The 14,460-nt window shown below is 46.7% G+C and carries 11 protein-coding genes; 4 read left to right on the forward strand and 7 right to left on the reverse strand.

What is annotated here, in order from left to right:
* Nucleotides 1-7: 7 nt before the first annotated feature.
* The 3 genes from MHB49_RS32805 to MHB49_RS32815 form a co-directional block, all read right to left on the reverse strand.
* Complete coding sequence (locus tag MHB49_RS32805; RefSeq protein ID WP_405154393.1) at nucleotides 8-1,174, reverse strand: response regulator; 1,167 nt, start codon at nucleotides 1,172-1,174, stop codon at nucleotides 8-10.
* Nucleotides 1,175-1,275: 101 nt separating this feature from the next.
* Nucleotides 1,276-4,251 carry an ATP-binding protein gene (locus MHB49_RS32810; protein ID WP_405154394.1) on the reverse strand — a complete coding sequence of 992 codons (2,976 nt, stop codon included), beginning with the start codon at nucleotides 4,249-4,251 and terminating at the stop codon, nucleotides 1,276-1,278.
* A gap of 335 nt (nucleotides 4,252-4,586) precedes the next feature.
* Nucleotides 4,587-5,009, reverse strand: a complete 423-nt coding sequence (locus MHB49_RS32815) for an SRPBCC domain-containing protein (RefSeq protein WP_405154395.1) — start codon at nucleotides 5,007-5,009, stop codon at nucleotides 4,587-4,589.
* A gap of 276 nt (nucleotides 5,010-5,285) precedes the next feature.
* Between MHB49_RS32815 and MHB49_RS32820 the strand changes: the two genes are divergently transcribed.
* Entirely contained in the window at nucleotides 5,286-6,113 is an 828-nt protein-coding gene (locus MHB49_RS32820) for a class I SAM-dependent methyltransferase (protein ID WP_405154396.1), read from the forward strand.
* A gap of 257 nt (nucleotides 6,114-6,370) precedes the next feature.
* Here MHB49_RS32820 and MHB49_RS32825 read toward each other — a convergent pair whose 3' ends face one another.
* On the reverse strand, nucleotides 6,371-7,405 hold the full coding sequence (locus MHB49_RS32825) for an NADH:flavin oxidoreductase/NADH oxidase (protein ID WP_405154397.1): 1,035 nt from the start codon (nucleotides 7,403-7,405) through the stop codon (nucleotides 6,371-6,373).
* Nucleotides 7,406-7,832: 427 nt separating this feature from the next.
* Here MHB49_RS32825 and pepT point away from each other — a divergent pair, with 427 nt between their 5' ends.
* Nucleotides 7,833-9,071 carry a peptidase T gene (gene pepT, locus MHB49_RS32830; RefSeq protein WP_405154398.1) on the forward strand — a complete coding sequence of 413 codons (1,239 nt, stop codon included), beginning with the start codon at nucleotides 7,833-7,835 and terminating at the stop codon, nucleotides 9,069-9,071.
* A gap of 191 nt (nucleotides 9,072-9,262) precedes the next feature.
* Here pepT and MHB49_RS32835 read toward each other — a convergent pair whose 3' ends face one another.
* Complete coding sequence (locus tag MHB49_RS32835; RefSeq protein ID WP_405154399.1) at nucleotides 9,263-9,955, reverse strand: Crp/Fnr family transcriptional regulator; 693 nt, start codon at nucleotides 9,953-9,955, stop codon at nucleotides 9,263-9,265.
* A gap of 285 nt (nucleotides 9,956-10,240) precedes the next feature.
* Here MHB49_RS32835 and MHB49_RS32840 point away from each other — a divergent pair, with 285 nt between their 5' ends.
* Entirely contained in the window at nucleotides 10,241-11,080 is an 840-nt protein-coding gene (locus tag MHB49_RS32840; RefSeq protein WP_247899882.1) for a methyl-accepting chemotaxis protein, read from the forward strand.
* Nucleotides 11,081-11,235: 155 nt separating this feature from the next.
* Here MHB49_RS32840 and MHB49_RS32845 read toward each other — a convergent pair whose 3' ends face one another.
* Entirely contained in the window at nucleotides 11,236-12,654 is a 1,419-nt protein-coding gene (locus MHB49_RS32845) for an alanine/glycine:cation symporter family protein (protein WP_405154400.1), read from the reverse strand.
* Nucleotides 12,655-13,103: 449 nt separating this feature from the next.
* On the opposite strand from MHB49_RS32845, the gene MHB49_RS32850 reads away from it, so the two are divergent.
* The gene (locus tag MHB49_RS32850; RefSeq protein ID WP_405154401.1) at nucleotides 13,104-14,033 is read left to right on the forward strand and encodes a response regulator; all 930 of its coding nucleotides are present in this window, start codon (nucleotides 13,104-13,106) and stop codon (nucleotides 14,031-14,033) included.
* Nucleotides 14,034-14,153: 120 nt separating this feature from the next.
* Here the strand turns inward: MHB49_RS32850 and MHB49_RS32855 are convergent, their stop codons facing one another.
* Complete coding sequence (locus MHB49_RS32855; protein ID WP_247903349.1) at nucleotides 14,154-14,324, reverse strand: aspartyl-phosphate phosphatase Spo0E family protein; 171 nt, start codon at nucleotides 14,322-14,324, stop codon at nucleotides 14,154-14,156.
* Nucleotides 14,325-14,460: the final 136 nt, after the last annotated feature.

The following is a 14,460-nucleotide window of genomic DNA, read 5'->3' on the forward strand; positions in this document are numbered from 1 at the left end:
CTTCTGCCTACTTTGTTGTTAAATCTTCATACAGCCTGATTGTCTCCGGCTCCGGTTGATGTCCCAGTTCTTCAAGCAGGGTCAGCGTAAATGAATGATAAATTCTGAGTATGGCTTGTTGATCATCCATGGATGCACCTACTCTCATCATTAATCGGCAGATCTCTTCGGCATACGGTTCCCGTTCCTGTAGTTCCCGCAATTGCTCCATCGCTTCCTTGCTCCGTCCATGCTTCATGTCCCATTCGGCGATATCCATAACCAGTTCTACATATTTACGTCTCAGCTCTCTCGCTTTGGCTTGGGCCCAGCGATAATCATGCTCCTCCAGATAATCACCACGATAGAGCGGAACAATATCTCTCAGTGAATCCACGTTATCCGACGTAACATCAGCATATGCCATTCCTTGTTCGAACTGCTCTACATCACTCACCAGGTTACCCGATAACAGACGATAACGGTTCATGTTATATTCCAGCTTGCCTGTCATGTTCCACTCCTTCAACAGTTTGCGGATCTGATAAACGGAAGTATGCAGATGCGTTAGCCCTTTCTCTTGCGAGACATCCGCCCACAACTTATCGATCAGAATCTCTTTGCTTACCCATTCCCCTCGATGGTGAAACAAAAAAGCAAACAGTTCCTGCGATTTAGCTGTACGCCACTTATGCTTCTCTGCTTCCTGATCCAAGCTTCTGTAGATATCCAGATGTTTAAAAGTAAGCAATCCGGGCACACGGGTATCCACCCCGTCAACTTCAGATTCGGAAACCTGCACCTCGGCAGTTGCTGCAACAGGAGAAGATAGGAGGATCATGCCTGCGATAATTCGATCGATTGTTTTGGTAAGTCTCGCTGAACTAACTGGCTTCAGCACATAATCCAGCGCCTGAAGCTCAAATGCCTCAACCGCATGATCGGCGTAAGCCGTTACAAATATAACTCGAATATTGCTGTCCAATTGCTGTATATATTCAGCCGCTTCCAGTCCATTCATTTCCGGCATGCCAATGTCCAGAAACACAACGTCCACACGCTCTTTTGCCAGAAAATCCAGACCGGCACGGGCTGTCGAAAAGCACTGCACGGGGGTAATTCGCCCATCCGATCGTAACAGGCGCTCCAGATGAAGCTGCGCCGGTTTCTCGTCATCGATTACAATGGCTTTCATCGCTCTTCCAGCCTCCTACCGTGAATATTATTCAATGGGAGCACCGATTATCTCGGCACCCGCTTATTCATCTGTTAACCAGATTCGCCTAACTCCTCCCATTATTCGGAGTCAATTGTCTTCTCCACAGGTATGCGGAACCGTATTAGTGTCCCTTTCCCCGCATGACTCTGAATCTCCAACCCTTGACCATATAAAGACAACAGGCGACGATTAATATTCTGTAGCCCTACACCTCCAGGACCTTCAGTTCGTCCAGAGCTTACCTGAGCCAAACGCTCAGGAGGTATGCCTACTCCGTCATCCCGTACCATAATGACGATGTTCTCACCTTCCCTGGTAATACCAAGGTTAACTGTGCCTCCTGCAGCACGCTCCATCACTCCGTGTCGAATCGCATTCTCCACAAGCGGTTGAATACTGAGCGGCGGCAAGTAAAGATTTACATCTGGGTCGATATCGTAATGGACCGCCAGACGCTCCTCGAACCGCGCTTGTTCCAAATGTACATAGGACTCCACCAACTCCAGTTCCTTCGCCAGCGGAACCAGTTGGTCGCGGTTCTGAAAGTCGAAGCTTCCACGCAGGTAATGGCTCAGTTCAATAAGTAAATCGGTCGCTCTGTCCGGGTTCACTGCACACGTCGCAATAATGACGTTAAGTGCATTATATAGAAAGTGCGGTTTGATCTGGGCCTGCAAAAAAGCCATCTCCGTACGAACAACCTCCTGTACCGAGGTACGCATCTCAATTAACGTCCGCACCCGGGCACGCAGTTCACCCGCATCCACAGGTTTGCTCAGAAAGTCATTTGCTCCTGCCTGGAAGCCCATTTTGATATCCTCAGGCAGCCCGCGAGCTGTCAGCATCAGAATGGGCAATTCGGACAAGGAACTGTTCTCACGCAGCTTGCGACATAACTCAAGCCCGGACATTCGCGGCATCATCCAGTCTGTAATGACAAGATCAATGGAGGGATATTCTTCACGCAGTTTCAGGGCTGCTGCCCCGCTATCCGCTGCAATGACACGATAACGTTCCGTCGATAACAGATTGAACAATACCTGTCGATTCACGGGATCATCGTCCACAATCAGAATGGTATGCTCCGCTTCCAGAATATCATCCGTCTCATCCCATTCAATTGCAGTCGTATCCTGTGCTCTTGTTTCTTGGGCAGATACATATCGGGCTGCAACCGGTCTTGAACTCGCTTGCAGCAGAGGAAATTGCACAACAGGCAGGGTAAAATGAAAGGTCGAACCTTCACCCGGCTCCGATTCTGCCCAGATGGTCCCTCCACCAAGCTCGACCAGTTTGCGAGTGATACTCAGCCCAAGGCCAGTTCCCCCGTTAACCCTCTCACTCGTTCCGTTGTCCTGCTCATATGACTGAAATATATCTTCCAGTTTATCTGGAGCAATTCCAATACCCGTATCGGCGACAGATACTGTCACCAGAGTCCCATCCACACGGGCATACAGTCGAATTTCTCCCTGCTTCGTGTACTTATACGCATTGCCCAGCAGATTGTACAAAATCTGCCTTAATCGATCCTCGTCCGCCTCAACCAGTGGTAACGCCGGAGGCCATTCCTGGATCAGTACAACCGGTTTATCCCCGAAGGTGAAACCAGAGACTTCAACAACCGTTCGGGCAACGGATTCGAGATCCACAGCACTCCGTTTTAATTCAATTTCACCATTTTTAAGCTTGGAGAAATCCAAAATATCGTTTACCAGGAGCGAAAGCCGCTTTCCAGTTGACGTGATTATGGACAGGTTTTTGGCCTGCTTGGGAGTGACTGCCCCGGCCGCTCCTTCCAACATGGATTGAGCAATATTAATGATGCCATGCAGGGGCGTTCTTAGTTCATGTGACGTATTCGCCATAAATTCATCCTTAAGACTGTCGATTGCAAGCAAGCGTTCAGATAACGCTTCAACTTCACGGAATGATTGTGCGAACCGAATCGCTGTTATGAACATCTGGGCAAAAACAAACAACAGCAGCTCATACAGCGCAAGAAATGTTGTATCCACTGTTGTGAAAGCACCAACGGTGTACAGCACAACCACCAAGAATATACTCATCATGCTCATCAGGACGAAATGGCCGTCATTCGGTCGCTTGTTCAACCAATGAAGCATGGCCCGCAGCGTGTAACCAATCACCGCAATTGAAATCAGCAGCATGGGCAGCTCCAGCATTGAGAACAGGGCAGGAGGCAATGTGAAACCCACCGCACATTGGATTAGTACGAGAACCACACCCAGGCGAACAAACCATTGGTGAACAGCTCCAGGCACAAGCGCATCCATATATCGTAACAAGAAATAGTACGCAAGAGCCGCACTGATTAATTGAAGCCGCAGAATATCATTATTCGGTAAGAACGGTAACAGGGTTCCCAGCAGCTTCTCTCCATGAGTTAATGCGTACATCGCACCGGACAGGCTAAATAACCCTAGATACCAAAGTTCTTTTTCACTGCGCCGCAGCCGGAAAAGCATCAGGAAGAAGGCCGCCGGTAAAATGAATCCGAAAAGTGTCATCAGATCCTTGAGCCAGTCCTGCTGTTGGCTCTTCAGAATACTGTGCTCGTCTCCGAACAAAATGGATGCAATAATGCCTCCAGACGAATAGCTATAATTGGAAACCTGAATAATAATATCTGCAACATCACCTTCAATGGAGGTAAATCCCGTAAAAGGCAAATTGAGCTGAATATCGGTATTTGGTGTTATGCCTGGCCGCCCTTTACCGCCGATTTCTTTGCCATCTATAAATAAACGATGGGCCATGCGAATATTCTGAGTACGTATTCCATAATCATTCTTCTCTGCTCTGGGGGAAATTCGAACACGCAAATGATAGGTCCCATATCCGTGTGCCTCTCCAAGAGTCCTGTTCCACCGTGATGGAACATGGATGGGTAAAGGCTCGGGAAGAGGCTTGCGTCCTGATACATCCGCCTCAATGTCAACGGGCGTCAACAATTGACCTGGATAAAAATCCCACGTGCCCGTCAGGGATGCAGCCCCCTGCTTGTCGAAATCCCAGCCAGTCAAATCCATTATCCCCTCCCTCGCCTGAGGGTTGCCTCGCTCGGTAATTAGCGTTTGTACAATGGATCCCAGAGGAAAGACAACAATACATATAAAGCTAATGGTGAGCATAATCCAGTGTTTTCTCATTTATGTAATCCTTCCGCTTCCATAGCGAGACACGTCTAATTTTGTCGTTTTATACCTATAACTCCATGTTACACGTTTCTGCTTCTGACGGAAATAGTTCTTACATGATATTTTAACACCAAAAAAGCCACAGGCTCAGCTACCGGAATGTACACCGTAGTTAGACCCGTGACTTTTTTAATTTGCTAACGATTTGTTTAACTTCTCTCTGTTCCTTATGCTTGTCCAACGACCTGAGCCAGTTTCTGCACAATTCCTGCCCAGCCCTGTTCCATCCGTTCACGAACCATGGCATGAGCTTGTCCAAACTCCGTCAGTTTGTCCGCGTCCCAGCCACTGTGAATCAAGGTAAAGTTCGTGTCTTGTCCTTGCTCCATCAGTTCAAACGTAAGCGTCCAGTCCTTACCCCATTGGAATGACAGCTTGTGTGGGGGCTGAACTTCCGTGACTTTGCACGGGGATTTACCGAAAGGGCCTGCTTCCAATATAAATTCATGCCCTTCCACTGGCTCCAGATTGCTTGGCATAAACCATGATTCCAAACCTTTCGATGTCGATACAATCGCCCACACTTTCTCCACAGGCGCTTGTAGCAACAATTGTTCCCGAATATCTGGCAATGCACTTGAAGATTCCATGATATCTCTCCTCCTAAATGATATAACTCATTGTTCAAGATAAGATGATCTGTGTCAAATATATTCTGCTGACAACAGATAATCTTGCAGGTAGTCTGTTGACCGACTCTCAAGTCCATCCTATAATTGGAACATATTACATAAAAGGTGCGTGATTCCTTATGATAGTCTGCTCTGAAAAATTAAATTCCAACCGCTGCCGGAAGGGATAATCAACATCTGACAACCACTCCCTTCCACATTCTTATTTTAATTATGTTGTGGAGGAAGCGTTATATGTCTTTTAGTAATTATGGTCCTTTATGTACCGAGGTGTACAATGCCACCAAACCAGTTGGCCACTCCCTTGGAGGCGATATTGAATTTTATCGTGATGTTCTGATGAACTGCAATGGACGCAGCCTGGAAGCGATGTCCGGCTCCGGTCGAATGCTAATCCCATTACTTGAAGCTGGTTTAAAAGTAGACGGTCTGGATTATTCAACCGCCATGATCGATTCCTGTCGTTTGATGTGCAGCGAGCGGGGATTGCCCATGCCTGAATTGTTTGCTGCTGATCTGGAGACACTTCATCTCCCTTATCGGTATGAATTCATTATAATCGCCGCAGGCTCACTACTGCTTATTCAAGACAGACAGGCTTCCATCAAGGCTCTGCGTAATCTGTATCAACATCTGGAACCGGGAGGCCGACTTGTGCTGGACCTCTTTCTGCCGGATGTGACGAACACAACTACCCACTATTCAGGAACATCAACGGTCCAACTACCGGATGGCGACACAATTACAATGGAGAGCAAAGACATCGAGGTCAATATGCTTCAGCAATATAAAGTGAGTCTAATTCGTTATGAAAAGTGGCGTCATGGCACACTTATAGCCACAGAACTGCAACAGCTTGCATTACGATGGTACGGTGTGGAGGAGCTCCGCATGATTCTGGAACAGATCGGTTTCATCGATGTTGTGGTGTATGCAGACTTCGATCCCGACCAGACACCCTCGCGTTCTGATCAAAAATTTGTGTTTGAAGCTACGCGAGGAATGCCCTCGAAAGTGGGTTCACTTTCAGGTCAAAGCGCTAACGAATCGACCGCACCATAATAGGAGCAATAGTGTGGGGTGCAAAGTGTATCGAACTTCAGTCACTTATTAGGCCACACAACCTGACCCAAAAGATTAAAGATCGAGGAAGTAACGTGCCTACGATTCGTTAAACTGCAAACCTGCGGAAACTGCAGCTAATAGCAGCTGTCGGTTCGTTAGATTGTAATGACGCCATAAAGGGATGTCCTCCGTCATGTTCATGACTTAGGGGACATCCCTTTATAATTGCATCTATATAAATGTTCTAATTAAGATCAGTATCCGCGGGAATAAGGTTGCGCAATAGCCGCTTTATCTTTGCTTACACCCAATTCAAGAGCTGCATGAGTCGCCCAATACGGATCGCGCAGCATGCCTCTGCCAACCGCTACCAGATCCGCATCACCGTTGCCGATAACCGCTTGAGCCAGAGCTGCATCCTCAAGCATGCCTACAGCAATGACAGGAACGTTCAGTTCTTCGCGGAAACGACGGGCAAATGGCACTTGGTACCCAGGGTAGTTACCTGGTTTACGTTGCCCGGAAGGCCCTTCACCACCAGAGCTAATGTGGAACATATCCACGCCTGCAGCCTGATAGGCACGAGAAATTTCAATGGTATGATCTATGTCATATCCACCATCAGCGTACTCCACTGCTGAAATCCGCATGATCAGCGGCATATCTTCCGGCATTTCTTTTTTCACTGCACGAATAATTTCAACGCCAAAACGGGAGAGATCCTGTCCATACTCATCCTCGCGATGGTTCATGAGTGGAGAATGGAATTGGTGAATGAGGTATCCGTGTGCACCATGAAGCTCAATGGCATCGACCCCGGCAGCTACTGCACGGCGTACACCGTCTGCAAACTTCTGTACCATGGCTTGTGTTTCCTCTGTAGTTAAAGCGTGTGGTGTATTGAAGCTCTCTCCAGGGAAAGTAACCACCGATGGAGCTACAGGCTGCGCTGCATCCTCTGCTTTACGTCCGGCATGTGCAATCTGAATCGCCACCTTGGAGCCATATGCATGAATACCATCCACCAGTTTGGTAAAGGCAGGAATGTGTTCATCTGACCAGATGCCCAGGTCATTGTCGGTAATACGTCCGTCCGGATCAACATCCGTCATCTCGATCACGATCAACCCTGCACCCCCAACCGCACGACTTACATAGTGTACCTGATGCCAATCGTTCGGAATGCCATCTTTGGCAGTAACGGAATATTGGCACATCGGTGCCATGACGACACGGTTATTTAGTTGAAGTCCCTTAAATTGATAAGGGGAAAATAATTTCTCAGTCATTTCAATTACATCTCCTATTCCTTATGATGATCTATGTTAAGGCATTTACTTGTTTGCCAGATCGAAGACAGCTGCCCATTCTTGCTTTCTGCCACAGATGGTTTTCTTCTAATTCCTCATTGATCATTATGAACTTAACCTATAGAAATACAAGTACGTACTTTTTTGTGACATAGTACCCTTTTTGATACCTTATCGATCTTTTCCCCCGATGCATTCTTCTCGACTCGAAATGAATCCAAAACATGATATGATAGCCATACAGACATGCAGGTTATAATATACCCACTTTATATAAGTTGTACCTAACGGTTACACGAAAACGGAGAGGGCAGGATAAACTGTAGAAGCGAAGCTAAAAAGCTTTCTGAACGAAAACTGCATCGAAAGCATATACGCAAAACCGAAGCCGAAGGAGCGATTACTGGTGAAAGATATTTTAATTCAAAGACTGATAACCTATGCGCAAATGGATACGCAATCTGATGAAAGCAGTGAAACCTGCCCTTCCACGCCAGGCCAGCTGGTCTTGGGGAAATACCTGGTTGAAGAATGCAAATCGATTGGTTTGCAGGAAGTGACCATGGATGATAACGGTTATGTGATGGCGACATTGCCATCCAATACGGACAAGGATGTTCCGGTGATCGGTTTCCTCGCTCATCTGGATACGGCAACCGACTTCACAGGCAAAGATGTCAAACCACAGGTCATCGACAACTACGATGGACAGGATATTGTACTGAATCAGGAACTGGATGTCGTGTTATCCACCACTGATTTCCCGGAACTGCGTGAATATCAAGGTCACACGCTGATCACAACTGATGGCACAACACTGCTTGGTGCCGATAATAAAGCGGGCATTACCGAGATTATGACCGCGATGGCTTATCTGATCGAACACCCGGAAGTGAAACACGGGAAGATCCGCGTTGCTTTTACCCCGGATGAAGAGATTGGCCGTGGGCCGCATAAATTCGACGTCCCTGCTTTTGGAGCCAAATATGCCTATACAGTGGACGGCGGTCCACTCGGCGAGCTGGAATACGAAAGTTTCAACGCGGCAGCAGCCAAAATTACGGTTCGGGGTACCAACGTGCACCCGGGAACAGCCAAAAATAAAATGGTCAATTCCGCCAAAATTGCGATGGAGTTGAACCGCCGTCTACCTGCGGAGGAAGCTCCCGAATTTACGGAAGGTTATGAAGGGTTCTATCATTTGTTATCCATCGAGGGAGACGTCGAACTGACCAAAATGAGCTACATCATCCGTGATTTCGACCGGGAGAAGTTTGAGCAGCGCAAGGCGTATTTGATGAATGTCGTGGGCGAGTTGAAAAGCAAATATGGCGAGAAAAGCATCTCGATTGAATTAAATGACCAATACTATAACATGCGTGAGAAAATCGAACCTGTGCGCCAGATCGTCGATATTGCACATGAAGCGATGACTCGCCTGGATATCGAACCTGTCATCCGCCCAATTCGCGGAGGCACAGACGGCTCCCAGCTTTCGTACATGGGTATGCCAACACCCAACATCTTCACTGGCGGAGAGAACTATCACGGCAAGTTTGAATATGTATCGGTTGATAATATGGTGAAGGCTACACAGGTCATCGTGGAAATCGCTCAATTATTTGAACAGCGTGGCGATATCTAGCCAGAGCTTACAGATACACAGGCTACATCTGTAGCTGCAGGCAGCTATTAGTAGGTATAAGCATGGAAGTGAAATGGATTTTCCACCTAACAGGTGCATCTATAATCACCCTCTGGCACATGGCAAGCAGGGGGTGGTTTTTTTTCTGCATTTGTGGTTTGAACTGCTCTCTTGGGATTTATGCAGATGGCTTATTCGTACATGTTACCACCCGCAATTTCACGCAGCTGCTCCAGATTACAGATGACAATGTTGCGCTGCTCTTTGCGGATGATGTCACGATCGCGGAGGTCATGGATGACCCGGTTCAAGTGTCTATAACTCGTTCCCAACATATCCGCCAGCTCTGTTAGCTTGGAGGTTTGGATTTCTTCTGTGACCTGCTCCCCCTGCTCCATCGTGGATAACAAATAGCTTGCAAAACGGCTCTCGACAGGATAAAGCAGATTAAGACTCGACAGATTCGAGAATGTATATAATTTGTGTGTCACATGACTGAGCATAAAATGGAGAAACTTCGGGTTTTCAGCATATGTATTGTTGAGATAGCGGTAGCTTACACCGAGCAGTAAACTCTTGTTGACGGATTCCACCGTGTTCTTGGCTTCTTTGCCATTGACCAGCTCTAGATCGCCTACCAGCGCAGGCGGCATGCTAAAACGAAGCAGCAAAGACTTGCCATTCGGCAGTGTTGTATAAATCTTGAGTTTACCCTGAACGAGAAAATATAATCGTTCGGGACGTTCACCTTTGGCACATATAATCTCACCTTTGGAAGCTTCGAGCAGCCTTAATTCAGCAAGCGCAGGCTCGTCGAGCACCTGATCGAGGCCATGTTCCCGCGCCAGCTGTCGCAGCAATCCAAAGTCCATGATTTCTCTCATCTCGGATAACCCCCCTGTGTGGTTCTACTAATATTGGACACATGTCCCATAAACGACATAGATCTGTACCCATATCTTGATATAAAAATAGTTACAACTAGAACTTATATCCATTACATAAATCCAAATGGAAACTATTCTAAAATTCCGTCCTGAAAATGACAATATTTTGTGAAAAAAGGAGTACATGATAGCGCACTCTTTTCCGATGAAAGATAAAGCAATAAGCATAGTTGCAACTGCTAATCAAGAAATTCAAATAAAGAAAGGATGGTTCAACCTGTTATGAACGTTGTAGATGCTCTTTTGAAAGTAATGCCTTATATCCGTCTGATTCTTAGAGAACCAGCCAGTCTAACGGTGTATGATCACGAAAAGGTATTGTATTCTGTCTCCACCGAGAAGTTCAATCTGGGATTCAACGAAGGCGACCCTCTTTTGGATGGATATAAGAACTTCACCGCTCTCAAGAACGGAAACGAAGCTTCTCTCACCCACCTGCCGGCAGAATACTACGGTATCGAACTGGATGTCCTTAATATACCGATCTTTGATGACAATCATCAGGTCGTTGCTATTTTCTGTGTATCGTATGATCAGTCGAACCAGAATCAGCTTGAAGCCATTATACAAGAAAACCAAACGATTAATGGAAACCTGGTTGATATGGTCCAGCATGTTGCCGCTCATGCAGAGGAATTGCAGGCCACCAGTGAACAAATCCTGGAGAATACCCGTCTTGCGGTACAAAACTCTTCCCAAATCAACAAAGTTGCCGGATTCATTCGTGAAATCTCTGAACAGACGAACCTGCTTGGGCTCAATGCTGCGATCGAAGCTGCACGGGTAGGAGAAGCAGGAGCAGGCTTTGGTGTGGTGGCAGCGGAAGTGCGCAAGCTATCTGTGGATGCCAAGCAGGCGACCAGTGATATTGATATCAGTCTGAGAGATGTACAACAGGTGATCAAACAGATGGAAGTAGAAGTCTCTCAGATTGCAGCTTCTTCTCAGGAGCAAGCCACGCTCGTATCTTCCTTCACGGATGTCATTGAGAAGCTGAATGAAGCGGGTGAGCGCATGAAGGCTCTATCCGAGCAGCTCATCAGTTACTCTGTGAACAATTAAGGACAGGTTCATCTCCCGATGAGATGGTTTCCCCCTCTCCGGAGATACTCGAGCACTAAGGGCTTTAATATGTAATAAACAGGACTTGGAATCCCCGTCCCTGTGACGGAAATTCAAGTCCTGTTTCATTTCACTTTTTATTTGGCAGCTTCACTTCATTTGGTTCCTACGACCTCGGCCTCCGACTCCCAGCATTCCACTTCGCCCGGAATGTGAATACGGTCTCGAGTAAAGATCGGATCACGCCCTTCGGCCTTCTGTTTCTTGTAATCCTTCAGTGCTTCAAAGGTCACTTTGGACAACATCAGGATGGCAATCAGATTCACCACAACCATCAGCCCCATGAACAAGTCGGCCAGATCCCATACCAACTGCACCTTGGCAACGGCACCAAACAGCACCATCGCAATGACGCAGATGCGGTATACCCACAGCCAAACTTTATTGGATTTGATAAACTCAATATTGGTCTCTCCGTAGTAATAATTCCCGATGAGCGTACTAAAGGCAAACAGGAACACCATCACTGCCAAAAATCCGGATGCCCATGAACCAATATGCACACTTAATGCCGCTTGGGTCAATTCAATCCCACCCAGATTCGACCCCTTGTACACGCCTGATAACAAAATAATCATGGCCGTGCTTGTACAAATGACCAAGGTATCGGTCAGCACGCCAAATGCCTGAATAAGTCCTTGTTTGACCGGATGTGTTGTATCCGCCGTAGCCGCAGCATTCGGAGCACTACCCATCCCCGCCTCGTTGGAGAACAAACCACGTTTGACACCATTCATCAGCGCGGCACCAAGTGTACCGCCAGCGACCTGTTCAATGCCGAAGGCATTTTTCACAATCAGCGCAATCATGGCCGGAAGCTGTGTAATATTCGACAGAACCACAAATGCAGCCACACCAATGTACAGTACAGCAAGAACAACGACGATATATTCAGACGCCTTCGCAATCCGTTTAACACCACCCATAATGATTCCTGCAAACACAACGGCCATAATTATGCCCACAGTCAACCGATCGATGCCGAAAGAATTTTTGAATGCGACTGTAATCGTGTTGGACTGTACAGCATTAAAGACCAGACCGAACGACAACGTGATAAGAATTGCGAACAATATCCCCATCCAGCGTTTACCCAGACCACGCTCCATATAATAAGCCGGCCCCCCGCGGAATCCACCCTTATCCTTGATTTTATAAATTTGAGCAAGTGTACTCTCCACAAAACTCGAAGCCGATCCAAAAATTGCGATAACCCACATCCAGAATACGGCCCCTGGTCCTCCCAATGCGATTGCCAGTGCAATACCGGTAATATTCCCGGTCCCCACGCGGGCTGCCATACTGATACAAAATGCCTGAAACGGCGAAATTTTGCCAGGCTCCTTACTTTTCGGCTCCTTAAGCACTTTCACCATATCCCCAATCATGCGGAATTGCATGAACCGGGTCTTGGTCGTAAAATACAAACCACATACGACCAACAAGATGATTAACAGTTTGGACCACAGGAAATCATTGAAAACTGCAATAATATCTTGTATTGTTTGCTCCATTGGCAATGCCCCTTTTCGTTGATGTCTCGTTAAAAAACGTTCCCCAGCTGTATGACTGAGCGAAAAATTCTCATACTACTTCATAAGACATGATGCAGTTCTATCCCCACAGAGGAGCTGTTTCTGCAGAAGTACGATAGGATAAGAGCAGCGTTTGCACCATTCTGCACATCTCGGAATCCACATTTTCGGATGTTACCTATACTACACGGGCATCTACCGAAATCGACAAATACCTACACGGAAACATTTAAATTTTTTATAATTAAGCAACGTTTATCCATTCATTGTCACTTTATCTGACATATTGTTCTGCATACACAGGTCTTCACATCGGGATATACAACCAAGTATGATAATAGAGGACATTAATAGCAGGGAAAGATCATTTATAGATGCACAGAACGGAATATATAGGAGCACGTTCAAGTGGAAAGGAGGATACTGAAATGCGTTATTTCATTGTGGATGATGATCCCGGGGTTCGATCCATGCTGATGGATATTATTGAAGATGAGGGACTCGGCGACATAGCGGGAGAAGCAGAAGATGGGGCTCATGTTCATGCTGAACTGTTGGAGCTGCATAAGGTGGATGTACTGCTGATTGACCTGCTCATGCCGCATAGAGACGGAATCCAGACCATACGTGCACTTGAAGGAAGGTTCGATGGCAAGATCGTGATGATCTCCCAGATTGAGTCGAAAAATATGATTGGGGAGGCCTATTCGCTTGGCATCGAATATTATATTACGAAGCCGATTAATCGGCTGGAGATCCTGTCTGTTCTTCGTCTTGTAGACGAACGTCTGCGCATGCAGCAATCCATTGCCGATATTCAACGAACACTGCAAGGACTGTCCAGACTGCAATCTTCCGAACGCACTTCATCACCAGTCCCCGACAAAACAATTACGACAGCAGGACATTTCCTGCTATCGGAGATGGGCATGATCGGAGAAGCAGGCAGCAGAGATCTGCTGGACATGCTGGAATATCTGGAGCAGATTGAAACGGAGGAACATAAACTCTCTCCATATACATTTCCGTCGCTCAAGGATATCTTCCAGAATGTAGCCATACGGAAACTGGGATCTGATGCTTCGCCAGCGGAAACATCGAAAGAGATCAAAGCATCCGAACAGCGTGTTCGGCGGGCAATTTTCCAAACATTAAGCCATGTCGTATCACTCGGACTCACCGATTATACACATCCGAAGTTCGAGAATTACGCTTCGAAGTTCTTTGACTTTACGGAGATTCGCAAAAAAATGCTGGAGCTGCAAAACAATGTGGAGCCCTCCTTGTCCCAGACCCGCATTAACACCAAAAAGTTCGTTCAGGTATTGTACCTGGAAGCCAAGCGGCTGTTGCATTGAGAAACAACAAAAATCATGCACACATAATCAGTCTGGAATGATACAGCATTCGTTCTTCCTGCTGTCCGTTCCAGCTATTATCACGTGCGCATGATTGTAATAAAAGCTCATCTATATCCATCAAGCCCTCGGCTTGTTTAAGTGCATTCGATTATATTCATTGATCAATTCATCCAGTACCATGGACTGCTGAAGCACATCGGGATGGCCGAATCTACCCTCGTTATGCTCTACCAACATATGAAGGTTATGTCTGGCTTTCTCTATTTGATTTTTCAATTCCAAACTCATAACCACGCCTGATCCCTCCCTATTTCTGTGTTACATTTTAGATTTTCCTGTCAATCTATAGTTGGATTAACATATGGCATAGCTCGCATGGATGTTTTGTATCCTTCTCCAAATTTTGAGAGCCGCTAACGCTATC

Source organism: Paenibacillus sp. FSL K6-0108, from assembly GCF_045040695.1.
GTDB lineage: Bacteria > Bacillota > Bacilli > Paenibacillales > Paenibacillaceae > Paenibacillus > Paenibacillus pabuli_B.